Annotated in this window: 21 protein-coding genes and 1 pseudogene; 6 read left to right on the forward strand and 16 right to left on the reverse strand. The window is 59.5% G+C overall.

The annotated features are described in order from the left end of the window. On the reverse strand, positions 1 to 246 hold a 246-nt coding region (locus tag Q1A00_RS09715), incomplete at its 3' end, for a hypothetical protein (protein ID WP_298407499.1). Between the two features lie 139 nt (positions 247 to 385). Between Q1A00_RS09715 and Q1A00_RS09720 the strand changes: the two genes are divergently transcribed. Next, entirely contained in the window at positions 386 to 1,534 is a 1,149-nt protein-coding gene (locus tag Q1A00_RS09720; RefSeq protein ID WP_298490561.1) for a glycosyltransferase family 2 protein, read from the forward strand. Between the two features lie 25 nt (positions 1,535 to 1,559). Here the strand turns inward: Q1A00_RS09720 and Q1A00_RS09725 are convergent, their stop codons facing one another. Further along, positions 1,560 to 1,844, reverse strand: coding sequence for a 50S ribosomal protein L25 (locus tag Q1A00_RS09725; protein WP_298407505.1), 285 nt, complete (start codon positions 1,842 to 1,844; stop codon positions 1,560 to 1,562). Positions 1,845 to 2,025: 181 nt separating this feature from the next. On the opposite strand from Q1A00_RS09725, the gene priA reads away from it, so the two are divergent. Further along, complete coding sequence (priA, locus tag Q1A00_RS09730) at positions 2,026 to 4,554, forward strand: primosomal protein N' (protein ID WP_298407509.1); 2,529 nt, start codon at positions 2,026 to 2,028, stop codon at positions 4,552 to 4,554. A gap of 112 nt (positions 4,555 to 4,666) precedes the next feature. On the opposite strand, the gene Q1A00_RS09735 is transcribed toward priA, so the two are convergent. The 3 genes from Q1A00_RS09735 to Q1A00_RS09745 form a co-directional block, all read right to left on the reverse strand. Continuing rightward, entirely contained in the window at positions 4,667 to 4,897 is a 231-nt protein-coding gene (locus Q1A00_RS09735) for a hypothetical protein (RefSeq protein WP_298407512.1), read from the reverse strand. Positions 4,898 to 5,805: 908 nt separating this feature from the next. Next, on the reverse strand, positions 5,806 to 6,621 hold the full coding sequence (locus Q1A00_RS09740) for a hypothetical protein (protein ID WP_298407515.1): 816 nt from the start codon (positions 6,619 to 6,621) through the stop codon (positions 5,806 to 5,808). Positions 6,622 to 6,764: 143 nt separating this feature from the next. Continuing rightward, positions 6,765 to 9,239: a putative Ig domain-containing protein gene (locus Q1A00_RS09745; protein WP_299756507.1), complete on the reverse strand. Its 2,475-nt coding sequence runs from the start codon at positions 9,237 to 9,239 to the stop codon at positions 6,765 to 6,767. A gap of 343 nt (positions 9,240 to 9,582) precedes the next feature. Between Q1A00_RS09745 and rarD the strand changes: the two genes are divergently transcribed. Further along, the gene (rarD, locus tag Q1A00_RS09750) at positions 9,583 to 10,491 is read left to right on the forward strand and encodes an EamA family transporter RarD (protein ID WP_298407520.1); all 909 of its coding nucleotides are present in this window, start codon (positions 9,583 to 9,585) and stop codon (positions 10,489 to 10,491) included. 40 nt (positions 10,492 to 10,531) lie between these two features. On the opposite strand, the pseudogene cofC reads toward rarD, so the two are convergent. The 4 genes and pseudogenes from cofC to Q1A00_RS09770 all read right to left on the reverse strand — a co-directional run. Then, positions 10,532 to 11,116 (reverse strand): annotated as a pseudogene (gene cofC / locus Q1A00_RS09755) (2-phospho-L-lactate guanylyltransferase); the annotation flags it as partial. Positions 11,117 to 11,200: 84 nt separating this feature from the next. Next, positions 11,201 to 12,127, reverse strand: coding sequence for a 2-phospho-L-lactate transferase (gene cofD / locus Q1A00_RS09760; RefSeq protein WP_366144886.1), 927 nt, complete (start codon positions 12,125 to 12,127; stop codon positions 11,201 to 11,203). A gap of 51 nt (positions 12,128 to 12,178) precedes the next feature. Beyond that, positions 12,179 to 13,018: a tetratricopeptide repeat protein gene (locus Q1A00_RS09765; RefSeq protein WP_298407526.1), complete on the reverse strand. Its 840-nt coding sequence runs from the start codon at positions 13,016 to 13,018 to the stop codon at positions 12,179 to 12,181. A gap of 98 nt (positions 13,019 to 13,116) precedes the next feature. Continuing rightward, positions 13,117 to 13,863, reverse strand: a complete 747-nt coding sequence (locus Q1A00_RS09770) for an SURF1 family protein (protein ID WP_298407529.1) — start codon at positions 13,861 to 13,863, stop codon at positions 13,117 to 13,119. Between the two features lie 227 nt (positions 13,864 to 14,090). Here Q1A00_RS09770 and Q1A00_RS09775 point away from each other — a divergent pair, with 227 nt between their 5' ends. From Q1A00_RS09775 to Q1A00_RS09785, 3 genes are all read left to right on the forward strand, one after another. Next, a complete protein-coding gene (locus Q1A00_RS09775; protein ID WP_298482662.1) occupies positions 14,091 to 16,148 on the forward strand; it encodes a serine carboxypeptidase in 2,058 nt (685 codons plus the stop codon). Between the two features lie 40 nt (positions 16,149 to 16,188). Beyond that, positions 16,189 to 16,971: an alpha/beta fold hydrolase gene (locus tag Q1A00_RS09780; protein WP_298407535.1), complete on the forward strand. Its 783-nt coding sequence runs from the start codon at positions 16,189 to 16,191 to the stop codon at positions 16,969 to 16,971. A gap of 231 nt (positions 16,972 to 17,202) precedes the next feature. Further along, complete coding sequence (locus Q1A00_RS09785) at positions 17,203 to 17,349, forward strand: hypothetical protein (RefSeq protein WP_298407536.1); 147 nt, start codon at positions 17,203 to 17,205, stop codon at positions 17,347 to 17,349. Between the two features lie 500 nt (positions 17,350 to 17,849). On the opposite strand, the gene Q1A00_RS09790 is transcribed toward Q1A00_RS09785, so the two are convergent. The 7 genes from Q1A00_RS09790 to Q1A00_RS09820 all read right to left on the reverse strand — a co-directional run bounded on the left by Q1A00_RS09790 (position 17,850) and on the right by Q1A00_RS09820 (position 23,820). After that, positions 17,850 to 18,329 (reverse strand): PaaI family thioesterase, encoded by a 480-nt coding sequence (locus tag Q1A00_RS09790; RefSeq protein ID WP_299756514.1) that lies wholly within the window; start codon positions 18,327 to 18,329, stop codon positions 17,850 to 17,852. Between the two features lie 376 nt (positions 18,330 to 18,705). After that, positions 18,706 to 19,299 (reverse strand): bifunctional 2-polyprenyl-6-hydroxyphenol methylase/3-demethylubiquinol 3-O-methyltransferase UbiG, encoded by a 594-nt coding sequence (locus tag Q1A00_RS09795; RefSeq protein ID WP_298407542.1) that lies wholly within the window; start codon positions 19,297 to 19,299, stop codon positions 18,706 to 18,708. 70 nt (positions 19,300 to 19,369) lie between these two features. Continuing rightward, positions 19,370 to 19,852, reverse strand: a complete 483-nt coding sequence (gene smpB / locus Q1A00_RS09800; RefSeq protein ID WP_298407555.1) for an SsrA-binding protein SmpB — start codon at positions 19,850 to 19,852, stop codon at positions 19,370 to 19,372. 30 nt (positions 19,853 to 19,882) lie between these two features. Beyond that, positions 19,883 to 21,358 carry an O-antigen ligase gene (locus Q1A00_RS09805; RefSeq protein ID WP_298482664.1) on the reverse strand — a complete coding sequence of 492 codons (1,476 nt, stop codon included), beginning with the start codon at positions 21,356 to 21,358 and terminating at the stop codon, positions 19,883 to 19,885. Next, positions 21,348 to 22,325, reverse strand: a complete 978-nt coding sequence (glpX, locus tag Q1A00_RS09810; RefSeq protein WP_298407548.1) for a class II fructose-bisphosphatase — start codon at positions 22,323 to 22,325, stop codon at positions 21,348 to 21,350. Before glpX ends, Q1A00_RS09805 begins: the two co-directional genes overlap by 11 nt. A gap of 119 nt (positions 22,326 to 22,444) precedes the next feature. Further along, positions 22,445 to 23,005, reverse strand: coding sequence for a VTT domain-containing protein (locus Q1A00_RS09815; RefSeq protein WP_298407550.1), 561 nt, complete (start codon positions 23,003 to 23,005; stop codon positions 22,445 to 22,447). Between the two features lie 77 nt (positions 23,006 to 23,082). After that, complete coding sequence (locus tag Q1A00_RS09820; protein ID WP_298407552.1) at positions 23,083 to 23,820, reverse strand: DUF5995 family protein; 738 nt, start codon at positions 23,818 to 23,820, stop codon at positions 23,083 to 23,085. Positions 23,821 to 24,116 lie beyond the last annotated feature (296 nt).

A 24,116-nucleotide genomic window follows, 5' to 3' on the forward strand; every position in this document is an offset into this window, starting at 1 on the left:
TGTGACCCTAGCGGCGACCGAGCGCCCTTCACTTGTGCGGTCTACCGTTTCGGTGAGACCGTTGCCCTCGCAACGCTGAGTAGTATAGCGAATGCCGCCGATTTTGTCAAGCGCGATTGCTCCACGCCGTTTTGTCGTATCCTGATGCGGTAAAGCGGTGTCGGTGGTCTGGTGCTGCCGTGGGTGATAGCGACGAATTTCTGCATTGATAGGGGTGTGCGGTCGTCCAATTGCCGTGTGATCCAAGACACGTATCCTTGTTGTCGCCGCTAGCGCATACGTGCCCAGCTTCCTACCAGACCGTATGGCTGCATTGCGCTACGGCAATACGCAATAGAATGAAACTGATATACTATCTGAGGTTGCCGCCATTAGCGAGGTTCTTATGTGGTTTGCGCTTTTGTGGGGAGTGTGTGCGCTCGCCCTGATCGCGAGTTTTGGCGCGAATTGGCGGCGGATGTGCCGGATCCCGCGCTTGTCGTCGCCTTGTTTGCCGTCCGATCCGCCCTTTATCTCGATCCTTATCCCGGCGCGGAACGAAGAGCGGGCGATTCGCCGTTGCGTGAGCGGGGCGCTGGCCCAGCGTTATCCGCACTTTGAGGTGATTGTGGTTGATGATGGTTCGACCGATCGTACGCCGGCGATTTTAGCTGAGTTGGCCGCAACCGATGCGCGGCTGCGGGTGGTGCCGGGCCGGCCCTTGCCGCCGGGATGGGTCGGTAAGTGTAACGCTTGCCAGCAAGCGAGCGATGCCGCGATCGGCGCGTGGTTGCTCTTTCTCGATGCTGATACCGCGCCGGCCCCTGATCTGGCGGCAGCCTTGCTCTGCCATGCGCAGGCCACTCGTGGCGATATGGTGACGATCTTTCCTTTTCTCGAATTAGGGTCATGGGCTGAACGCTTGGTATTGCCGCCGTTCATTGCTCTGATTGTATCGATTTTTCCCTTCGAGCGGCTGTCCCAACCCGATGTGCGCCCCGATGAGGTGCTCGCGAATGGCCAGTGCATTTTTGTCCGCCGCGCCGCTTATGATGCGATCGGTGGCCATAACGCCGTGCGCAGCGAGGTGCTCGAAGATGTGCGGCTCGGCCAGACCTTGCGCGCGGCTGGTTTTACAGTGCGTGGTGCGATTGGGATGGAGTATCTCGCTGTGCGGATGTATACCAATGCCGCTGAAGTGGCGGAAGGCTTGATGAAGAACGCTGCTGCCGGTTCGCGCAGCGGCGGCTGGCGTTCGTTGACCGGGATGGCTTTGTTGTTGGCGCAAGCCTATGGGCCGCTTGTGCTTATGGCTGGCGGTTTGTTGAGCGGCGGCGTAGCCGGCTATGTCGCTGCTGGCGCTGGTCTGCTGGTATGGCTGGTTGGCTTGCTGTTCTGGGGGACGCTGTACCGCAAATTTTACCGGCTCAGCCCACTCTATGCACTGCTGTGGCCGGTTGGCTTGCTGATGTATCTATTTATTGCCGGTTATGGCATTGTGCGCGTGCAATTGGGACGCGGGGTGACGTGGAAGGGTCGCCGGTATGCGGGGTGAGCCGCGTACCGGCGGTGTTGCTAGTTTACGCCAGCTTGAAATCGACATGGAGGAACTTGCGCGTCAGCGGGTGGCGTTGCACGACATAAATCACTACCGGGTATGTCGCCCCCTCGATGTCGAGCGTGAATGATTCACCCTTCGGTACGGTGCGGAAGATGTGCTCGAAGTCGCGCTCGTTAATCTGAATCGCGGTCGTTTCTACTCCCTTGCCGTAAAAGTTGGCTGGTAAGATGCCTTCGCGGCGCAGGGTCTTGACCTTTTTGCCGAAGATGTGGCGGCGCTGAGCTGCCAAGGTGGCGTTAGCCATAAGATGCCTCTCTTTGGTGTTTACAGAGGGGAGAAGCTGGCCCATTGCCAGCCCGAGACCCTCTAGCGATCCGAAGGGATAGTATATCATAAAGTGGAGGCTGCGCTGTCAACGAGTGAGGGTGGAGCGTGCTTTCGATGCAGGTTATGCCATAGGATTGCCAATATGGCGAGGTGACTCTTTGACCGAGACTACTGATTCGATCGCTTTAGTCGCCGATGTGGTTGTTCATGCGCCGTCGTCGGTACGCCGGCACGACGGTGTATTTTCTTACCGTGTGCCTCTTCATCTCCGCGATCTGATCGCCGTTGGGCATCTGGTGTGGGTGCCGTTACGCCAACAACAGGTGCAAGGGGTAATCGTTGACTTACAGCAACGTCCGGCCAATGGGTTGCGCGATCTGATCGATCTGGTCGATCCGGAGCTATCGATTCCGCCATTGACAATTGCTTTGGCGCATTGGGTCGCGCAAACCTATTACACCTCTCTTGCGGCTGTGCTCGATCTGTGCTTGCCGCCGGGTACGGTACAGCAGGCTGTCTCCACGTGGCGGGCCACTTCCGATGGCCTGCGCTACGAGTTGGGCGGGTTGCCGGAACGGGAGCGGGCCATCCTGTTCTACCTCCGGCGGCATGGCGAGCAGAGCGAGCTTGATCTGCGCGCGGCGTTGCGTGGGAGTGATGCCGATTTGCGCGCGGCGTATCGGGCGTTGGCCGAACGTGGCCTGATTACGCGCGGGACGCGCATCGATCCGCCGCGAGTGCGCCCACGGCGCGAGCAGGTGGCGCAACTGGCCGTCCTTGATTGGGAAAACGCGCTTGGCGAGCTTCGTCGCGCTCCTCGGCAGGCCGCGGCGCTACGCTGGTTGGCCGAACAGGGTGAGGCGCAACCGTTGGCAGCATTGCGACGGGCTACCGGCCTTGATTTGGCCGGGGTGCGTGCGTTGGAACGGCGCGGCTTCATCGCGCTGTTTGAGCGCGAGGTCTACCGTGATCCACTGGTATCGCTTACGCCGCCGCCTGATACTCCGCCGCCATTGACTGCAGCCCAACGTGAGGCTTACGAGACCATTGTGACGACGCTTGAGACCGGCGATGGCGGAAGATTTTTGCTGCACGGCATTACCGGCAGCGGCAAGACTGAAATCTACTTGCGCTTGATTGCGCGCGCATTGCGTCTAGGCCGGCAGGCGCTGGTCTTAGCGCCTGAAATTGCGCTCACGGCTCAGTTGGTGCGCCGGTTTGCCGCTCGTTTCGGTAGCCAATTGGCAGTGTTGCACAGCGGTCTGAGTGACGGTGAACGCTACGATGCGTGGCGGCGGTTGCGCCGTGGCGAGGCGCGTTTGGCGATCGGCGCGCGCTCGGCGCTGTTTGCGCCCTTGCCTGAATTGGGATTGGTGATTGTTGATGAGGAGCACGAGCCGAGCTACAAGAGCGATTCGGCCCCGCGCTACCATGCTCGCGACGCAGCGTTGCAATTAGCCGAATTAGGCGGCATTACAGTCGTGCTCGGCAGCGCAACGCCGAGCGTCGAGAGTTTTTACGCGGCTCGCGCCGGGCGTCTGCATCTGTTGCAGTTGCCTGAACGGATTGGCGGCCAGATCGGCGTAGATGGTTTGGTGCATACCCGTCCGTTGCCGTTGCCGCCCGTTCGGATCGTAGATATGCGGCGCGAGCTGCAACAGGGCAACAACTCAATCTTCTCAACAGTGTTGCAACAGGCATTGGCTCAGACGCTCGCACGTGGTCAACAGGCGTTGCTCTTCCTCAACCGGCGTGGCGCTGCCTCGTTTGTGTTTTGCCGTGATTGCGGTTATGTCGCACACTGCGCGCGCTGTACTGCGCCGCTGACGGTGCATTACGATCAGGAATCTGGTGAAGCTGGCGTGTCGGCAAATATTCTGATTTGCCATTCGTGCGGTCAGCGGGCCATCGCGCCGGTGATCTGCCCCCAGTGCCTCAGCCGTCGGATCCGGGTCTTAGGCGCTGGCACGCAGCGAGTGGCCGAAGCAGTACGCGAACTCTTTCCGCACGCGCGCGTTGCGCGTTGGGATCGCGATAGCGCTACCGGTAAAGATGCGCATGGCAAGCTGTTGGAGGCAATGTTGGCTCGCCAGATTGACGTGCTGGTCGGTACCCAGATGATTGCCAAAGGGCTTGATCTGCCCCTTGTGGCGCTGGTCGGAGTGATCCTTGCTGATACTGGTCTGCACCTGCCCGATTTTCGCAGCGGTGAACGCACCTTTCAGCTCTTGACGCAAGTGGCCGGGCGCGCTGGACGGCGCAGCGAGAGAGCGCAGGTGATTATCCAGACCTACCAGCCTGACCATTATGCGCTGCAAGCGGCGCGTGAACATGACTATCAGGCGTTTTATCGTGAAGAGATCGCCTTTCGCCGCGCCTTGGCCTACCCGCCCTTTGGCCGGCTAATCCGGTTTGTGATCAGCAGTTCTAGTGAAACAACATGCCGCAAGCAAGCCGAACGCCTTGCCACCGATCTCCAACGTTACATTGGCGAGCGCGATCTGGCCGGTTGGCGCTTGATCGGCCCGGCCCCAGCCTTCTTTCGCCGCCAACGCGGCCGTTGGCGATGGCACGTGTTGTTGCGCGTGCCTGCCGATAGCACTACCCGAGCAATTCACGCCGCCCTCGACGCGCTCGGCCCGCTGCCCGGTTGGATCATCGACATTGATCCGGTGCAAGTGTTATGAAAGCAGCGTGCCCGAGTGGCTCGTCATCGAACTTCAGCGTAGGTGTGTTTAGCGAAATAAAAGACCGGCGCGCAGCCGCGCCGGTCTGTTGGGGTCAAGAGACGTAATCAGATTAAGCGTACTCCGCGACGTTCTGCTTCGCAGCCCGCGCTGCGCGGCGGCGCATGCCGGCATCGAGCTGAGCGAAGAACTCGTCCGGGGTGACGCTAGCGGCTGCGCAGGCATCGGCAAAGCGCAGATTGCTGCGATCAATCCGGTGCTCGCGCAGAAATGTCCGCGCCTCAGCGCCAAATGTCTGCAACACCTCTTCGACCGTGTACTGCTCAAAGTTCCCGTTGCGCATTGTCATACTCCTTTTGAATCTATCAAGACTATCTTCGTCGCGACGGCTTCATTGCCGGTTGCGCTTTTATCATACTGGATATTTTGTACAATTGCAAGGGTTTTTATTTGTGCAAAACGTACAAATCACCACGAGCAGCCCAACTCTTAGTACTATGACCCTATTGCCATTGCGCGGGTGCGCCGTACCCGACGAAATCTCCGCCGCTCGCGCGAATGATAGTCTAGGAAGCGCGATCCTTTGTCTGTGGGGCTTTGCTGTGCGATTCACTATTACTAGCAGGCTTGTGGAGAACGGTAAAGCTCTTACCTATGCGTGAGCGGGAACAAGGCTTGTGGAGGAACAACGAGCCAACAAGCGAGCGTGCAAACGGAGGTTGCCAGTGTATTTGTGCAACATGGGCTGCGCGATCCTGATCCGGGGCAAGGTAGCGGACGGAACACTCGCATCAAAACAGCTGTTACCGTGCCAAATGTACTCACTTGTGGCGCCCTTTCCCCGCTCTCGCAAGGCAGGAAGTGATGCTTATAGGGGAGGGTGGTGCCCTCTCCCTGACCCTTGCCCACGAGCACGGGAGCAGAGTGCTCCTGTGTTCCGTGCAACCAGTGCCGTTCGCGCAGACAAAGTGGCTCCCCCTCTCCCGCCATCAGGCAGGAGTGGGTGCGGGGGTGAGGGCGATCAGCCCGCGTCGCGGGCTTCGTCAATCGAATGTTCCGTTCGCCTTTGAAGCTCCACAAAGTGCGCAGGGAAACAAGCGGGATGAAGGTTACAAGAGCATCAGACCAAGGCAAACACCTATTGCATTCCAAGATATTCCATTTGCGAACAGGAAGGAATATTGGCCATCGCGGTACTACCGTAAATCCAGATTCCGCTAGGCCGGCTGTTGCTTCAGCGCGGCGAGTCCGTTAACTGCCAACTGGCTCAATCATGTCGCTGCGTTCCTTAGTACTGCGTTCATCGGCCTGAAGGGCATACTCACTGGCCCACGCTTGAATGCCGGGCCAGTCACGCAACGCCGCTTGATGCACAGCGTCAGGTCGCCAGATGCGCTCGATGTAATCGCGATCGATCTGCGCTGGATGGAGACTTTTGAATGGCACGACGGTTGTGGTTTCGCCCTTGCCCCATTCCTCTTCTTCCCCCGGCCCCAGCGGCAATACGAGCTCGTGAAAGGTGACGAGCTCAGGGTGGCGGGTGCGGTTAATGAGCGCATCGGCAGCCTCGCACACGCGCCCGTGATCGAGCAAGGCTGCTAGTAAGACATCGGTCATTCGCGATCGAACCGACAGTTGCGCCAGCCGGAGAAGATCCATCCGCACGAGGAGATCAAGATAGCCGCGCACGGCCATGCGGCTGCGATCGCTACTGCCCCAACGCAGGCCGATGCCGGCAGCGGCGGTGGCGGTGGCGTTGCGGCCAAGACTACCGGCGACGGTTTGCGCCACTGGGCCGCTGGTGACAACGTAGAAACGGATCGTCTCGCCAAGTGCCCAATGACGCACAATCTCAGCTCCGCCTTGCCGCTGGTGCTTGATTTCGATTTGCTCGATCCGGGCCGCGCGGAGGCGCGCATCGAGTTCGTCATCGCGTCCGGCTTCAATGTGGAAGCCAATGTAGGGGCTGAACCGTTTGCCGCCAACTGGCCGGGCTAGGTTCTTGCCGTTGGCGTATTGGAGAGTAATGGCTTCAGTGATGGCTTGAACTCGATTGCGCCCAATCATTTGTTTGCTCCTCTTGGTTGCCGTACCGGATCATGCGTCCAATTATAGTACAAATGTTCTATTTTGTAAAGAGGGCACACTATCACGGCAACAGCAAAATGACCCCTGCCACGGTTCGGCAGGGGTCATCAGAAGTAAGGGCGTTACGGCGCTATTTTCAGAATGATCGGCACGAAGATGCGCGCTGGCTCAACGATGATCTCGTAGTCGAAGCTGGCGGTTTGGCCATTGCTGTCGGTCACGGTGATGGTAAAGCTGTACGTGCCGACCTGCGTTGCTTGCCCTTCGAGCCGACCATCAGCGCTCAGCGTGATCCCCGGCGGGAGTTGGCCGCTCACTTGGTAGGTATAGCTGCCGCTGCCACCGGTGGCGCTCAGTTGATGGTGTATGTTACCGCCGACTGCAAGTGATGTCGGTAAGCTAAGCTCCAATTGTGGCGCTTGGCCCGGTGTCGGCACCGGGGTGGCCGAGGCAGTCGGCGTCGCGGTCGCGGTGGCGGTCGGCGTCGCGGTGGCGGTTGGTACCGCGGTCGCGGTGGCGGTCGGCGTCGCGGTGGCGGTCGGCGTCGCGGTCGCGGTGGCAGTTGGTTCAACCGTCGCGGTCGCGGTTGGGGCCGCGGTCGCGGTCGGGGCCGCGGTGGCGGTTGGTGCCGTGGTTGCGGTGGCAGTTGGTTCAACCGTCGCGGTGGCGGTCAGCGTCGTGGTCGCGGTCGGGGCCGCGGTCGCGGTTGGTACCGCGGTCGCGGTGGCGGTTGGTTCAACCGTCGCGGTCGCGGTTGGGGCCGTGGTCGCGGTGGCGGTTGGTGCCGTGGTCGCGGTTGGGGCCGTGGTCGCGGTGGCGGTCGGTGCCGTGGTCGCGGTGGCGGTTGGTTCAACCGTCGCGGTGGCGGTTGGCGTCGCGGTGGCGGTCGGTGCCGTGGTCGCGGTGGCGGTCGCCGTTGGGCTTGAAGCGATGTTTGTCAGGGTAAACGGAGCGCTCGAACTGCCCACGTTTGCCGTGACTGTGTATGTGCCAGCCACACTATTAGCCCGCACCGGAATCTCGACCATCCCATTTGCATCACTCACGGCACCATTGCCGGTGGGGAAGGTTACGCTAGCCCCGCTGCTGGGCGCAGTGAAGCTCACATAGATGCCCGGCAGAGGATCACCGTTTTCATCGCTAACCCGAACACGCAAGGGCTGGGCAAAGTCGGTGTTGAGCAAGGTGCTCTGGTTGTTGCCGCTTTGGATGGTCAGAACAACCGGCGGCAATGCGATCAGATCCACCTGTTTTGGTTGGTAGACAATTCGGAAGGGATAGCCTGCTACGTCAATGACTGCCCCGTTGGGCAAGTCGCGGAAGGTGCCGAGAATATTCCCAGTGCTGTTGTGTTGAATGATCGCCCATGAATCGCCCGGAGCAGGCGTATAACCGGGAACTAAGGCGAGCGCCAATTCAGCTCCATTGGGATTGCCGGCTCCCACGAGTTCAATGTTGGCGTTCTTCGTTCGGTTGTTTGCTGTATTATCTAGCACAAGGTTATCGCCGCCGGGACCGATCTCGAAGCTCAGGCGAATATTTGCGCTATGCAGGCGAACCCCATCACCGTTTCCGTTGACGCTGAGCGTGCCGCGTCCACGGATGATGTTTCCTGTCGTAAGATCGCGCTGGTCGCCGATCCCAATCTCGCCGCCGCCGGAAGTTGGGTTGTAGACAATTGCGCCAATTGTGCCGGCGCCGTAGAGGTTGAGCTGGCCGCTGCTCTGGTTGCGCACGAATGAACCAATGTTATCTGTTCCAGATAGGTTGATCGTCAGGTTGCCACTCCCCTCTTTGCGCAGGTCACGGCTCCCGGCTCGATCAATCACTTTGTTGAACGTAACATCGCCTTCAACGGCAATTACCCGGTTGCCGGGTAAGGTGAGCGGGGTGCTGAAGCTGAGCCGGTGTTCATTGCTGTCAAAGGTGAAGTTGTTGTTGAGGTTCGTTATCTGATTATCGATCACTCGGTTGCCGCCGGTGCCGATTAATTGCCCGCTGATGAGTTCAAGTTTCGAGGTACCAAAAGCTTGATCGTTGGTGAAAATCAGTGCGCCACCATTGATCGTGGTTTTGCCCTTGTGTTCGTTGGGCGTGAGGAGGTAGAGATCACCCTCGCCAGTTTTGGTAATGCCGCCGCTGCCGCGAAGCAAGTTGTTGGGGCTCGCGATTGTGAGACTGCTATCGGCAGCTATATCAAATGAGATAGTCTTTTGTAGGTCGATAGGCGCAGCAATGGTATGATAACCCCTCAGCACGCGAATAGTGCCGGCGCCGGCCGGCGGAAAATACAGGCTGCCGCTGCCAGAGCTATACAATGAATAGGTCATTTCGCTATCGAATCGCACTTCGCCGATCTCAATGGTGTCACTGTTTAGATTAATAGCGCGCGGATGCGACGTATGAGGAAACACTGCTATGTCATTCCGGCTCTGCGGTACGATCCCGCCGCTCCAGTTGGCAGGATCGTTCCAGTTGCCGTTGCCACCGATCCATGTGCTGGTGGCGGCGAAGACAGGGTTGATGACGAGCGACCAAATGATAACTAGGGTAAGAGTCAACAGTGAGAACGTTGCTCGCTGCATTGGGCGGAACATGGCACCTCTCCAAATGCTGCAATGTAGTGTTTCAACTGTACCGAATCATAACCGAAGCGCAAACCGAAGTATTACCGAAACGACAGATTTGCTGAGCATGTTTCCCAACATGAACAAAGTTTTAACAAAATGTGTTGCGATGAAATGTAGTAGCTACCCACGCTTTTTGGGTGAAAATAGGGCCTCCTCTGCATAATCGGGTCAGTCGCAAGACTGATGCTGCGATTGAGCTTGAGGTTTAAAAAAGATTCATCTGTTTGTTGAATATTTTGTTATGAAAGGAGTGTGCGGCGAAAGTAATTGTGAGGTGTCGTCGTATGATAATCTGTAGTAAAAGGTTCTTATGATCAACAAAACCGTCTTACAAGGCATTGGCGCGGCAGTCGCCGCCTACACTCTTTGGGGGTTGTTGCCGGTCTATTGGAAGGCTCTGAATGGCGCAACCGCGACCGAAATTCTTGCCCACCGCATGATTTGGTCACTCCTCTTTTTGCTTGCCGTGCTGGCGGTGCGCCAGCAGTGGGAATGGGTGCAGGTGATGCGCCGCCAGCGCCGGTTGCGCTGGACCTATCTGGCGAGCGCGACCTTGTTAGCCGCTAATTGGGGTATCTATGTCTGGGCGGTGCAGATGAACCGGGTGGTTGAGGCTAGTCTCGGTTATTTTATCAATCCGCTGGTCAGTATCGCGCTCGGCGTGCTCGTCTTACGCGAGCGGTTGCGTCCGGCACAGTGGCTGGCGATTGCAATTGCCGCTGCCGGTGTTGCGTGGTTGACCTATAGCGCCGGTGCGTTGCCATGGATCGCTTTGGCTTTGGCGCTGTCGTTTGGGTTTTATGGTCTCTTGCGCAAACAGACTCCGCTCGGCTCGTTTGAGGCGCTTACCGTCGAGACACTCTGGATGTTTGTGCCGGCGGTGCTTTGGCTAGGCTGGTTGGCCGGTAACAATGGCGGTATGCATCACGATGCCGGGTTGTGGCTGTTGCTGCTCAGCACCGGCGTTGTCACCGCTGCACCGCTGCTCTTCTTCGGCGCGGCTACCCAGCGCATTCCGCTGACCACCATCGGCATTCTGCAATATCTTGCCCCGACATTGCAACTCTTGCTAGGGGTGTTGGTCTACGGCGAGCCGTTTTCGACCGCGCAATTGATCGGCTTTGGCGCGATTTGGACGGCGCTTGCCATTTATACTACCGATAGCCTGCTGGCGACGCGCCGGTATCGGGCGACGTTGGCCCAGCCGGCGGCGGATTGAGCGCAAGCGGGGTTGCTTCGGCAGGGCATTCGGCGGCACAGTATTGCCGGAGCCGTTCGCTGTCGTCGAGATCGAAGGCGAGGGTTGGCGTCGTGATCAGGCGCGCGCGCAACCCTAGCCGTTCTGCCGCTGTTAGGTGCCGTTCAGCGCTATTGATACCGAAGAGGAAGGGCAGTGGCGAGGGCAATCGTAATGCCAAAGCATTAGTGCCTTGCTGCTGCTGATCGGGCGCCAGCGCAAGATCGGCTTCACTCAGCGCATTGTGGAGCGCCCTTACATCCTCTGCCGTCACCAAGGGCAGATCGCCGGCCAGCACAATCATCGCTTGTGCGCCGGCACTCTGGATCTGATGGCGCGCCTCGGTTAAGGCTGCGTTCAATTCTTCGCAACGGTCGGGCAGCCATTCGACACCATCGGCCTGCGCTAGTGCCGCGATGTCTGGATCGGCACTGACCAGCCAGATTCGCACCGGCTTGGTAAAGCTCCCGGTTGCCTGCTGGGCAGCGTTGATGACGTGCCGGGCCAATCTGAGTACCAGCCATTGCCGCGCTGCCGGCGCGAGAACGCCGGCTAGTCGTGATTTGGCGAACTGGAGCCGTTTGATAGGGATGGCAATGCCGATCACGGACACTGCTTTCTGTTATTGCGCGGGGGTCGTAGACACACAGCGAAGCTGTGTACTCTTACCCCCACCACAATCGCTTGCGGATTAAGCAAACGCTAGTTCCAGCGCTGCCTGCGCCAGCGCCATCTTTTCTGGCATGCCGCGCATGATCGAATCAGTCAACAGCGGGCGAATGCCAAGCCGTGCGATGGCCGGTGCCAGTGCCGCATCCACGGTATCAATGACAATCCCATCGATCAGGTCGGCATATGCCGCAGCGACTCCCAACGCGGTCGGTTCCATGCCCACGGCCCGCATAAGCGGCACGGCAGGCCCTTTGATTGCCGCACCACCCACGATCGGGCTGATGGCGACAACCGGCGCGCTGGTATTGGCGATCGCTTCCCGCACACCGGGAACGGCAAGGATCGGCCCGACGCTCACCACCGGGTTACTCGGCGCGATGATGATTGCTTCGGCGCTGGCGAGCAGCGGCAACAGGCGCGGCGCCGGCTGCACCGGCCCGGCGGCATGCAGGCGCACCCCGCGCACCGCCGGTTGGCAGCGTTCGCGCACAAAATACTCTTCAAAGTGCAGTTCGCCGTGATCGGTCAGCACGTGGGTCGGCGCCGGCTCATCGCTCATCGGCACAAGAGTGATTGCCACTCCTAAGGCCCGCCGGATTTCGTCGGCAACCTGCGACAGGGTTGCGCCGTCGCGCAGGCGGGCAGTACGGTAGATGTGCAAGGCTAGATCACGGTCGCCGAGCTTGAACCACGTGGGCGCACCCAGCCGGCCAAGCCACTGCATGCATTCGTCGGTGTCGCCGGCAATGCCCCATCCCTGCGTGGTATCGATCACTCCGGCCAGCGTGCAGGTGACAATGTCGAGATCGGGCGAGATATGCAACCCGTGCAGCACTATGTCGTCGCCGGTATTGATGATGGCGGCAATGCGTGCTGGATCGACCACGGCGGCCAAGCCTTCTAAAAATCGGGCGGCTCCCACGCCGCCGGCTAGCACGACAATCATAAAGGTAGACATAAAGACGCAGAGACAGGCACGCTGTCTCTGCGCCGCAGATCAGAAGAGCAGATTAGCCAACCGGCGACGGGCCGGCCCCACCAGTGGATGCTCGTCGCCGAGCAGAGCAAACAACGCCAGCAACGCTTTGCGTGCGCCGTCATCGCGCAGCGCGCGATCGCGCCCGACGATGGTTAAGAGCTGCTCAATGGCCGTCGCGTAATCGCCAGCGCGCACCGCTGCCGCTGCTTGCCGGTACAACCCCTCGCTGCCTTCCGCCGGTTCAGTGGGTGCATTCACCAAATCGGCAATCGCTAACCCGGCAATCGCACGGCTGCCGAACGAACTACTTGCCGGAACTTGCTTAAGGGTCACAATCCCTTCCGGATCACCGCGCAGCGCCAGCAACCGGCCCAAATTGAACAGCGCCGTCTCGTTCTTGGGGTCTTGGCCCAGAATCAAGCGGTAGCGCGCAATCGCCTCCGCTGGATTGGTTGCCTCCAGCGCTTGCGCCATCGCTAGCAGGTCGGCGTTGCGGTCAGGCACCACCCGCTTTAGCCATGCCCGCACCTGACTCTCCGGCAGTGCACCGGTAAACTCATCAACAATCTTGCCTTGGTAGACCGCCTTGACCGCTGGAATGCCCTGTACGCGGAACATCTGGGCAAGGCGCGGGTTTTCATCAACATTAATCTTTGCCAGCACCCACGTGCCGCCAGCTTCGCGCGCCAGCCGCTCGAGCGTCGGCCCCAGCACGCGGCACGGCCCGCACCACGGCGCCCAAAAGTCGATCACGACCGGCGTCGTCTGCGAGCGCTGCAACACCTCGCGCTCAAAAGTAGCCTCAGTAACTTCAAGTACTGCGCTTTGGGCAGTCGTTGCGCTCACTCCAGTAGCCATGCTTGTTCTCTCCTTGCACCGATCGGTTATTGCTGCTGTGTAGTGTACCAGAAAGGTGTTGAAACGATGTCGGTAAAATGTAAGAAGAATGTCAATATTTACTTGCGCTGCACTTCTTGCCGCAAGAGCAAGAGATAGCCGATGCCGACGATGCCGGCGAAGGTGAACCATTGCAGCGCATAGCTCAGGTGCGGGCCTTCATCGAGCCGGTACGGGTCAGGCGGGCGCGGCAAGCTCGTGCTACCGTCGGGCAACTGCTCGATAAATAGCGGTAACAGCGGCGCGCCAACCTGCTGTTGAATGGCCGGCACATCAACCCGCAACCACGCATTGATCCGCGTCTCCCCCGGCAACGGCAGATCGCGTCCGGCCAATGGGCTGTCAGGCCGTAGTTGCGGCGCGCGGGCAATTCCTTCAATCGTCACCGGTCGCGTCACTGCGTAGGCAGTCGCCGCTCCCTGCGCCGATGGCAACCAACCGCGATCAACCAGCACAGCATGCTCGCTGCCCTCGATCTGCAATGGCGTCAATAAGTGAACGCCATCTACCCCGCTATCCGAACGCCTCCCGCGCAAAACGACACTTTCTTCGTTGCGAAACACTCCGCGTACCACGACCCGCCGCCCGATCACCGTCGCCGGATCGGTCTCAGGTGTGAGCGGAAGCGTCGGTTGGGCCAACGCCGCCAAGCGGGCCTCATTCGCTGCCCGCCGCTGTTCGAGCCGGTCAAGTTGCCAAAACCCCAGAATAATCAATGTCGCTACGATCACCAACGCAAACAGATGCTTCGCAATCCACCATCCGCGCAGCAGGTGATGGGTGGCGGGTACGGTTGTCGTTGTCATACGCTGCCTAGCTCGCTACTATGCCACCGTCTATTATGATGAGGAAAGGTGGCGAAACGTAACATTCCAACGTCATCATACCACTGCTAGCGGCAGCATTACCAATTATTCCTTACTGGGGTCGGCAAGCCCTGTCTATGTAGAGTGCGGCAATTACCCTGCCGCACTCCATACCCCATTCGTTGTCCGTGGTATACTTGCGCTATGAGCGCGAGGAGGAGGCCGCAATGAAGCGAGTTGTCAGCATCAGTCTTGGGTCGGCGCAACGCGATTATCAGATCACGGTCACGGTGCTCGGACAGCATGTGGAAGTGCGTCGGATTGGCACCAACGGCGATGTTGCGCAGGCGATGGCGTTGGTACGCGAATTTGACGGCAAGGTTGACGCGATCGGGCTAGGCGGGTTGACGCCGGTCTTTCGGATTGGCCGCGCTCGTTACCCGCATCAAGAAGCGATCCATATCGCTGCCCAAGCCCGCCGCACGCCGGTGGTTGATGGTGGGGTGGTCAAAGCGACGCTCGAGCGGTGGGCGGTTGCGCAAGCGGCTCGTCAGATTCCATCGCTGCTGCGCTATAAGCGGGTGTTAATCACCAGCGGCGTCGAGCGTTACCAACTCGCCGCTGCCATTAGCCAGTACGAGCCGGAATTGCGCTTTGCCGATCCGGTGATTCATGCCGGTATCCCCTTCTTGCCTCCGCCACGCTCGCTTGAACAGCTCGAATTATACGCCGCCACTACTCTGCCCGTGTTGGCTCTCTTGCCCTACCGCTTCCTCCATCCGGTGGCGCTCGGTCAAGAGGGTTTTGATGGCCGGGCTGCCGATTTGTTCCGCTGGGCTGATGTCATTGCCGGCGATTTTGCCTTTATCCGCCGCTTTGCCCCGCACGATCTGACCCGCAAGGCGATCATCACTGATGATCCATCGCTGGCTGAGATCGAAGACCTGCGCCAGCGCGGGGTGACAACACTGGTCACCATGACGCCGCCCCTCAGCGAGAATCGCCCATTTATCGCTGCTGATGCAATCGAGGCGGTGATTACCGCAATTACCGAAAGTGCGCGCCAACCCGGCGATGCCGAGGTGATCGATTTTATCGCGGCTGCCGGCTGGGGGCCGACGGTGCAAGACCTTAATCCGCGGCCTAAACCACGCTTCGCCTTTGTGATCCATCCGCTGCGCACTGAGCTGATTGCTAATCATCATCTGTTTCGCTGGACGCGCTATCTGCCCAAGCGGCTGGTGGAATTGGTTGCCGCTGAGTTTCCACCGCTCTATCTCTCGCGTATTCGTGGCATCCGCTCGAAGGCAACTGGTGAAGAGGTGGAGGGAATTCTCCTCACCCTTGGCGCGACCCCCCGTGAGATGATGCGCCGCCCGCCCAGCTTTACTTATCGCCGCTTGATTAAAGCTGCCCGTATGGCCGAGCGGATGGGGGCGCAGATTATGGGGTTGGGTGCGTTTACTTCGGTGGTCGGTGATGCGGGGATCACGGTAGCCCAGAAGGTCAATATCGGTATCACGTCGGGCAATTCGCTGACGGTGGCCGCCACCCTCGAAGCGGCTAAGCAGGCGGTGTTGCTGATGAAGGGTGGCCGGCCTGAGCATATACGTGCCGTGGTGATCGGCGCGACCGGCTCGATCGGCGCGGTTTGTGCGCGCTTGTTGGCGCAGGCGGTGCATGATGTGGTGCTGGTTGCCCCTCGCGCTGAACGCTTGTTGGCGCTTAAGAAGCAGATCGAAGCCGAGACTCCCGGCGCGCGGGTGGTGGCGGCGACGTATGCCGATGCCTATATTGGCGATGCTGATCTGATCATCACGACGACTAGCGCGCTGACCGGCAAGGTGATCAATATCGATAAGCTCAAACCCGGCGCCGTCGTGTGCGACGTCGCCCGCCCGCCCGATGTGAAAGAGGAAGACGCGCGTCGCCGACCTGATGTGCTGGTGATCGAGAGCGGCGAGATTGTGCTGCCCGGCGAGCCAGATTTTGGCTTCGATATTGATATGCCTCCCGGCACCGCTTATGCCTGCCTCGCCGAGACGGCGCTGCTGGCGATGGAAGGCAAATTTGAGGATTATACGCTGGGGCGCAATATCGAGATCGAACGGGTGAAAGAGGTCTACCGGCTGTGGAAGAAGCATGGCCTTGAGTTGGCTCGCTTACGATCGTTTGGCGTCTATGTTACCGATGAGATGATTGCCGAGAAGCGCCGCTTGGCCGAAGAGCGCCGCCGCCAGTTGGGTCTGCCCCCGGAACGAGTGGGAGTAGGAGGTGGTGAGTAGGGAGTAGGATATATTGACCCTGCCACCTATGAGAAGCGCAATGCTCGAATGGATCTCAACGCAACCGCAACAACCCCGCCCGGCCCCGCCGGTGTTGTTGGTGCATGGCGCATGGCACGCGGCATGGTGTTGGGCCGAACGGGCCTTGCCCGATCTAGCGGCGCGCGGCCTTGCAGCGCATGCAATCAGCCTGCGCGGCCACGGCGCTAGTCCGCCGGCTAGCCCGTTGACCACTATCTGCGATTATGTGCATGATGTGCGTGATGCCATTGCTACCTTACCGCAGCCGCCAGTGCTGGTCGGCCATAGCGCCGGCGGCTATGTGGCCCAGTTGTTAATGACCGGACGTTGCGGGCCGCCGCCGGTTTTGGCCGGAGTGGTGCTGCTCTGTAGTTCGCCGGTGTCAAGCCCGGCCTACTTTCTGCGCCGCTGGCGCGAAGGCGCACCGATGGTTGATATTCGCGCCCTGTTGCGCCGTGAGCCGGCGGCGGTGCGTGCCGCCCTCTTCCGGTCCGACATCGCAGCCGCCGACCTCGAACGCTATCGCCAGCAACTAGTCAGCGAACCGCCACTGGTGATGATGAGCAGCATGCTGATTCGCCCCCGTCCATCCGCTTGCCGGACGCCGGTGCTGGTTATCGCCGCTGGCGACGACGCGATCTTTGATCTCGCTGCCCAGCAAGCCCTTGCCGCTGCCTACGGCGCCGAGGTGTTTGTCATCCCCGCTGCGCCACACGACATCATGCTCGATCCGGCATGGCCGCTGGCCGGAGCTGCGATCGCCCGGTTCGCAGTTGAGCTAAGCCTTACGGTGAGGGTATAGAGAGTATTTACCGCAGAGAACGCAGAGGTGAGGATGTATATCGCGCCAAAGCGGGGTGCGGCCAGCGACCCGCACATGTGCTCGCCGGTAGATGGGGGCGGGGCGCCCGCGTTCCCATCTAGCTCGTGGAGCGCGGGCCGTTGCCTCGCTCCGTGTCTGTCACCTGAAAGAAATGACGCTGGCCGGTCAGCATCTATCTACTGTGGCGGCGCGCCTTGTTGACTAGTGTCGGTGGCGTTTGCCGTCACAGTGCCTGCCGAGGTGCTCACTGACCGGCTAACTAGCCCGACGTTGGCGTTAGCGGTTGGGGTTGCGCTTAGCCTCTTCGTGATAGCGCGGTTGTTCTTCCGCAGCCGTTACAGCAGGGCAAGCGTGTAGGGGCGCTGCGGTATGGAAAAAGCATTTATCCAGTACCAACCTTTTGGGCGCGCTGGGTAGGGTAGCGGCGCTAGCACCCTTTGGTGGGCAAGAGTGCTTCAGGCGCGGGAAAGCATCTGTTAAGTACAAACATCTTGTCATCGGGATACATCAGCTCCTCTTCGCCCACATGGGGGAGAAGCGTGCTGGAAGGATGAGGGCAAGTCGTTTACCGCAGGGGCCGTCACGGGAGCGGGGATCCTATCAAACCCTTTGCGTCCTCTGCGATCTGCCCGCCTTTGCGTTGTGCCTCACTCCTAGTCCCGCTCCCACTGGCACGGGAGCAGAATGCTGCTGTCTTCCGTTCAACCGGTGCCTGTCGCGAAGACACGGGATCTCCCCTCTGTGCTCGCTGCACCCTCTGCGGTAAAAAACGTTCCCCCGCTCCTGCCAAGAGGTGGGAGCAGGGGCAGGGGGTGAGGGCATCTACCAAGTACAAACCTTCCCCCCGCGACACTATACTACGCCCGATTGAGCAATGCTTCGATCATGTGATCGGGCGCCTGTATTGCTACCACTTCGCCTTGCACTGTCGTCTCGCCATGCACTTCGATCCACGCCTCGACCACCACTTTCCGTCCGGCCATCTCTTTCACCCGTCCGTGGATCATCAATTCAGGGCCGAGCGGAGTCGGCTTCAAGAAATTCACCCGCAACGAGGCGGTGAGGTAGCGCAAATACGGGACCGTGCCCGGTTCGCGACCAGCCGCGGCATAAGCGGCTGCCGAAGCAGTGCCCGTGCCGTGGCAGTCGATTAGTGAAGCGAGCAACCCGCCGTACACATAACCGGGAACGGCAGTGTGGTAGGGGCGCGGGGTAAAGCGAGCGATGGCTTCATTTCCATTCCAGACGCTCTTGATCTGCAACCCATCGGGGTTGAGACGTCCGCAACCGTAGCAGTGGCTCAACTCATCGGGATAGGTGTCTTGAATGGGTTTCATTGGCTACTCCAGATAGACAGTGCGATACCAAGACCCAGTAATGCTATGCCGTTGTGGATCAACAGTCTGCTCTTGTCGGTGCGTGGGGGGTGTGCCCTCGCAGCACTCTCCTGCTCTGGCGGAACGGCTGGCTGAGCGGGTTAGTTGCGCTCTCGCAGGGGATTGCTTCGCCTCGTTCCGCTCGTAATGACAACTAGAGCGTGAACGGCTACTCCCCCCTGTCAGTGCGCGGGGGGTGTGCCCTCGCAGCACTCTCCTGCTCTGGCGGAACGGCTAGCTGAGCGGGTTAGTTGCGCTCTCGCAGGGGATTGCTTCGCCTCGTTCCACTCGGCTCGCAAAAACAACCGGACTAGCTCGCTTTTCCACCGCTTTGTGTTTACATCCGGCGCAGGTAGATCCACGCCGAGGGGCCGCGATTGCCCATCACCACTGTCTCGCCGGGAACGAACTGCTCAACTGTGAACCGCTGGCGCAAGGCTTGCATCAGAGTTGATTGCTCGATGCTGGTTTTGAGCGTCTCTGTCTGATCACTATTGCGCAGATGGGCAAACAATACAAACAACCCATCCGGTCGCAGCAACCGGTGAACTTCATCGAGATACGCATTCAGCTCTGGCTCGGCAAAGCCGTGACCACAGCCGACATCGATCGCCAAATCGTATGGCCCAGTGAGAAAATCTAGCTTGGTGACATCGGCGACAAACAAGCGCACCCGGTCAGTAACCCTAGCGGCAGCCACCCGCTCGGCGGCCATAGCAATCGCTTCAGGAATGAAATCGATCCCGTCAACCTGCCAGCCAGCGCGGGCTAACCAGATACAGGCCCGACCAAGGCCGCAGCCGAGGTCAATAGCGCGGCCCGGCGGCAATTCACGACTGAGCGCGATGATTTCGGGCGGCGGTTCGGGGTGATCCCATGGAATTTCGCCAGATAGGTAGCGATCGCGAATGCGCTGGAAACGGTCGGTCATAAGCTGCCCTCGTAAGCGTAAGTGCGGTAGTTTGATCTATACTTTTGTATCTTTTTGTGGTCATTTGCATTTACCGCTCTTGCCGCGAGCGCTTGAGGGCGCGGTCAATATCGCGCGCGGCATCGCGGCGGGCAATATCCTCGCGCTTGTCATAAATCTTCTTGCCGCGGGCAACCCCAAGCTCGACCTTGGCTCGCCGCCCTTTGAAATAGATCTTCAGCGGCACTAGGGTCATCCCCTTCATCCGCACTAATCCATTCAGCCGGTTGATTTCGCGGCGGTGCAGCAAAAGCTTCCGCGGTCGCAGCGGGTCGTGGTTGAAGTATTTGCCCGACTGCTCGTATGGCGCGATATGGGCATCGTACAGAAAGACCTCATCGTTGACAACGCGGGCAAAGCTGCCGCGCAAATTCACCCGTCCGGCGCGCACCGATTTAATCTCGCTGCCAGAGAGAACAATGCCCGCTTCGATCGTCTCTTCGATGTCGTAATCGTGGCGAGCTTTACGGTTGTCAGCAACTACGCCGGGATGGTTATTTTTACTTGCCATGATAATTTGATTTCAAGTGCGTCTCTATCGCCGTCATCGGGGCAGTGCATCGGGTTGACCTTTCGACAGCGGTTCGTTAATCAACCACTCAATGGCACTGCCTAACCCGATCGTACACCAAAACAGCGTTGCCATATGGCTAAACTCAATGTTAAAGAAATAGTGATCAGCCAAACCAACGGCGAGCGCAGCAACGATCGCGCCTTGGCAGCCGAGCAGCCAACTCGCCGCCTCATCATCAAGTTGCGGCAAGATACGCAGGCTGCGGGTAAACCAAAATCCGATCAGGCCCAAAAAGACGGCTAGCCCGATCAAGCCCATACGTTGGCCGATTGCGAGATAGATGCTGCTTACCCCCGCCGAGAGGTCGAGATCGGGCGCTTGACCAAAGCCGATGCCAAATGCCGGATATCGTTGAATAATCGCGATTGCGTTAGCGTACTCATCGAGGCGCATCTGTTGGGCCTGATCGCGGAACTGGACGCCGGAGAGCACGCGATTGATAAATTCATCGGCGTAACCCAATCCCAGCAACAGCACTGCGCCGAGGATACCGGCGACAATCATGTATCGCCACAGTCGGCGATAGCGCACAGTGGCCAAAAAGGCCGCAGCGATGATTAGGCCGAACAGCGCCGCTCGCGAGAAGGTCAGCAACAGCGCCAGTACTTGCAACCCGCCTAAAGTTGCCAACAGCCAGCGCGGCAAGAGCGGGCGCGGCGCAGCGAGTTGGGTCAAGGTCAGCACCGCGACGAGGGCCAGCATCCCGCCGAAACTGTTTGGGTCAACCCCCAAGCCGATAGCCCGTTCGAGGCCGTTGGGGTCATCTTCCACATACCGCAACACCCGCCCGCTAGTCGGGTACCCGATCCGGCCCAGTGCCACTAGCAGTTGTAAAGCGATCGAATCGGGCAAGGCCCACAAAATAAGCCCGATCAGCGCCGACAAACCACCAACCACGATCAAGGCGCGCACGATCAGCCGGGCGGTATCGCGGTCGCGCACACAATTAATCATGGTCAGGTAGCAGAACACCCCCAACACAAACTTGGCGTAATTGTGGAGGGTTTGCGGGTCGGGCAACCCGCGCGCGCCGAGCACCAGCGAAAAGAGGGTCAAGCCCAGAAACCCGATGAGCGGCAAGCCCAACGAACCGAAGCGGACATCATACGCATCAGAACGAGCGAGTGCGCGCAAAAACCAAACCCCGTTGAGCGCCACCAGCACGAGCGTCAAGAAATTAGGCGTAATAATCGCCTTAAACGGCAAGGTACCGAACGGAATAATCGTCGCCACAGCCAAGGCCGCAATCAGCCCGGCCTTGACGCTCACCAACAACGCAGTGGCGATGGCCAAAGCCAGCAAGCCGGCGGCAGTGTAAAGCGGCCCCAACGCCGTCACGCCGCCGATCAGGCTGCCAGTAGCCAACGCCAACAATGCAATCAGGAGCGGCGACTGCACCAACCGGTCGCGCACCGTCGCGGGTTGCGCGGAAAGTTTAATGGACATACGGCATATCAGAGATGCGCATCAGCTTATCCCAGCGGTGAGTCGCATCGATGTAACGTACCGTTCCCGAACGTGAGCGCATCACCACGCTATGGGTGCGGGCACCACCACCGAAATACTCCACGCCGCGGAGAAACTCGCCAGAGGTAATGCCGGTGGCCGCCACCACTACATTCTCGCCGCGCACCAGATCGCGCGTCGTCAATACCTGTTTAGGATCAAGGCCAAGTTCAACGGCGCGCGCACGTTCTTCATCGTTACGCGGCCAGATTTTACACTGGATCTCGCCGCCCATACACTTCAGCGCCGCCGCCGTCAACACTGCTTCCGGTGCGCCGCCGATACCCATCAAAATATCAGCAGGTGGGTTCTCGATGTTGGTCATAATCCCGGCGCTGACGTCACCGTGGGCAATGAGCTTAATGCGCGCGCCGATTTCGCGAATTTGGCGAATGAGATCCTTGTGGCGCGGGCGATCGAGCACTACTACAGTTACGTCTTCTACTTGCTTATTGAGCGTGCGCGCAACCGCGCGAATATTGTAGGCTACAGGCGCATTGATATCGATCACGCCCTTGGCCCGTTCACCGACGGCCAGCTTATCCATATACGGGATGCCGCGCCAATTGTAGAACGAGTGCCGCTCGGCAACGGCAACGATCGCGATCGCGCCGGGCATGCCTTCGGCGAGCAGCGTGGTACCCTCAACCGGATCAACTGCGACATCAATCTCTTCACCCTCGCCATTGCCAACCCGTTCGCCGATGTAGAGCATCGGCGCTTCGTCCTTCTCTCCCTCACCGATCACCACGATACCGTTCATTGGCACACTGTTCAGCGCCATCCGCATTGCATCAACTGCGGCCTGATCAGCGCGGTTCTTATCGCCGCGCCCCATCCAACGCCCCGAACGCAGCGCAGCCGCTTCAGTGGCCCGCACCAAATCCATTCCAAGGTTGCGCTCCATCGCGAACCTCCGCTTTCTTGCTGGCAATCCGGTTCAAGTGGCGCGCCAGCCTCGCGCCCTGCGTTACCTTGAATTGTAGCACAGGTGCAGAGCGGTTCGTATGTGCTAAGCGGTCAGGTTCACCAACCGCCAAAGAGGGTATACCCCAGCAGCACTACTAAACCCATCCGCACGATCCGGGCCAGAAAGACGGTCGTGGCAAACACCCAGACCGGTACGCCAACGGCGCCGGCAATAATGCCGGCGATGTCGAAAAACGGGTTGGGCGGCGCCGAGAGCACGAACAACACGACCGGCGCGCGCCAGCGGTGTTGCATCTGGCGATGCACCCACTCGTAGAACGCGGTGCGCTCCATCGCCTTACGCCCACTCCGCCCGGCATAAAAGGCGACCAGCTCGCCGAGCGCCGAACCGGCAGCGGCGGCGATGGCGATGCCATACGGGTTGAACGCTTGTCCGAGCCGGATCAAGAGCGGATAATACGGCACTGGCACCACAATCGAAGCGTTAGCGATTCCAGCCGAAAGAAAAGCGCCCAAGTAGCCGAGGGCGCCTAACCGTTCAACCAGATCAGGAGGTAACAAGATAAAGACGAGCACATTTGCAACCGCAATCGCAATACCGACGACGGCAGGCCATAACCATACCCGCCAAAGTGGCGGCTGTGTTTCGACAGACATACTCCCTCTTGAGATAGCTTCTAAGCACGTTAGATGTTCGTATCGCTCTAGCACTCGCTGTGCCGGCGAGGCCTTATTCATAGTAACCGTAGCCGGTTCAGCCAGCGTAACGGATACCCAAACACCCGCGCGCCGAGCGCATCGCCACTGATCAAGCGAGCGCGTTGCGTAGCGATGCGGTCAACGTGCTGGCGCGCGGCGGCGCGTGCAGCCCCGTCATTTGTCGCGATCATCTGCACCGATTGTTGCCACACGTCGTTGCGCCAGTTGCGGATTAAGTGCGCTGTACACCACTCATCGAGTGGGCCGAAGGCATGGTCAAGGATGTTCATAGCGCGTGTGTATGGCGCAATTACCTCATCTTGCACCCGATCGATCGTGAGCGCAATTACCCGATTGACCGCATCGTAGTCCGCTCGCCGTTGCTGGCGTTCATGTTCCGAAAGGTGTGACCATTCCGGGCGCAGCAAGTCATCCAATACCAAGACCAGATCGTAGTTGATATGAGCATTCACTCCCAAGAGCAGATGTTGCACAATGGCTGTGTCGCGCCGCGCAGCGCAAGTGAACGTATGCTGCCAGACCTGCGGTCCGCCGGTGGCTTGTTCCCACGCTGCGAGGGCGACAAAATAATAATCGGCGAAGTCGCCGATGAGCCGGTACACCCAAGCTGAGTCGTGGAATTCATCGCGTTCTACCGCAGATAGCATATGCTCAGTCATCCGCTGGTAACAGGCCAGAAAGATAGCCCGGCGGTCGCCGGCTGCATTCCACTGATCAACCAGCGCCAGCATACGTTCGGTTAAGGCGGGCATAAAATCTCCTTTCTGGCATATTGAGGTCATAGGTAACAGCGAAACTGTGACTTGCTCACAGTGTACCACGCAAATTCGCCGATTTGTGACGACTTCATCGCGCGCCGCATAACGAGAAATACCGCCTGAGAAAGCGTTTCATCCCGGTTGTGCATAGCCGCTTGACAAATCGGGCAAGAGTTGCTATACTCCCCATCGTCAATCGCATCGCGGTTGACACGGAGGACGGCCCACGTGGCACGCTCCGCACCAAATGGCCCGTCGTCATCCGGCGCAGCGCATCTTGCCTGCTCCGC

It is taken from the genome of uncultured Chloroflexus sp. (assembly GCF_938091255.1).
In the GTDB taxonomy this organism is placed as follows: domain Bacteria; phylum Chloroflexota; class Chloroflexia; order Chloroflexales; family Chloroflexaceae; genus Chloroflexus.

What these genes read in the sequence shown, in the direction of transcription:
- Q1A00_RS09820 (WP_298407552.1), bottom strand. Translation starts at nt 23,820, where the DNA reads ATGCCCGCCTTAACCGAACGTATGCTGGCGCTGGTTGATCAGTGGAAT.
- Q1A00_RS09740 (WP_298407515.1), bottom strand. Translation starts at nt 6,621, where the DNA reads ATGATTGGGCGCAATCGAGTTCAAGCCATCACTGAAGCCATTACTCTC.
- Q1A00_RS09745 (WP_299756507.1), bottom strand. Translation starts at nt 9,239, where the DNA reads ATGTTCCGCCCAATGCAGCGAGCAACGTTCTCACTGTTGACTCTTACC.
- Q1A00_RS09720 (WP_298490561.1), top strand. Translation starts at nt 386, where the DNA reads ATGTGGTTTGCGCTTTTGTGGGGAGTGTGTGCGCTCGCCCTGATCGCG.
- Q1A00_RS09790 (WP_299756514.1), bottom strand. Translation starts at nt 18,329, where the DNA reads ATGAAACCCATTCAAGACACCTATCCCGATGAGTTGAGCCACTGCTAC.
- Q1A00_RS09765 (WP_298407526.1), bottom strand. Translation starts at nt 13,018, where the DNA reads ATGGCTACTGGAGTGAGCGCAACGACTGCCCAAAGCGCAGTACTTGAA.
- Q1A00_RS09770 (WP_298407529.1), bottom strand. Translation starts at nt 13,863, where the DNA reads ATGACAACGACAACCGTACCCGCCACCCATCACCTGCTGCGCGGATGG.
- glpX (WP_298407548.1), bottom strand. Translation starts at nt 22,325, where the DNA reads ATGGAGCGCAACCTTGGAATGGATTTGGTGCGGGCCACTGAAGCGGCT.
- Q1A00_RS09725 (WP_298407505.1), bottom strand. Translation starts at nt 1,844, where the DNA reads ATGGCTAACGCCACCTTGGCAGCTCAGCGCCGCCACATCTTCGGCAAA.
- Q1A00_RS09780 (WP_298407535.1), top strand. Translation starts at nt 16,189, where the DNA reads ATGCTCGAATGGATCTCAACGCAACCGCAACAACCCCGCCCGGCCCCG.
- Q1A00_RS09805 (WP_298482664.1), bottom strand. Translation starts at nt 21,358, where the DNA reads ATGTCCATTAAACTTTCCGCGCAACCCGCGACGGTGCGCGACCGGTTG.
- Q1A00_RS09795 (WP_298407542.1), bottom strand. Translation starts at nt 19,299, where the DNA reads ATGACCGACCGTTTCCAGCGCATTCGCGATCGCTACCTATCTGGCGAA.
- rarD (WP_298407520.1), top strand. Translation starts at nt 9,583, where the DNA reads ATGATCAACAAAACCGTCTTACAAGGCATTGGCGCGGCAGTCGCCGCC.
- Q1A00_RS09815 (WP_298407550.1), bottom strand. Translation starts at nt 23,005, where the DNA reads ATGTCTGTCGAAACACAGCCGCCACTTTGGCGGGTATGGTTATGGCCT.
- Q1A00_RS09735 (WP_298407512.1), bottom strand. Translation starts at nt 4,897, where the DNA reads ATGCGCAACGGGAACTTTGAGCAGTACACGGTCGAAGAGGTGTTGCAG.
- Q1A00_RS09775 (WP_298482662.1), top strand. Translation starts at nt 14,091, where the DNA reads ATGAAGCGAGTTGTCAGCATCAGTCTTGGGTCGGCGCAACGCGATTAT.
- cofD (WP_366144886.1), bottom strand. Translation starts at nt 12,127, where the DNA reads ATGATTGTCGTGCTAGCCGGCGGCGTGGGAGCCGCCCGATTTTTAGAA.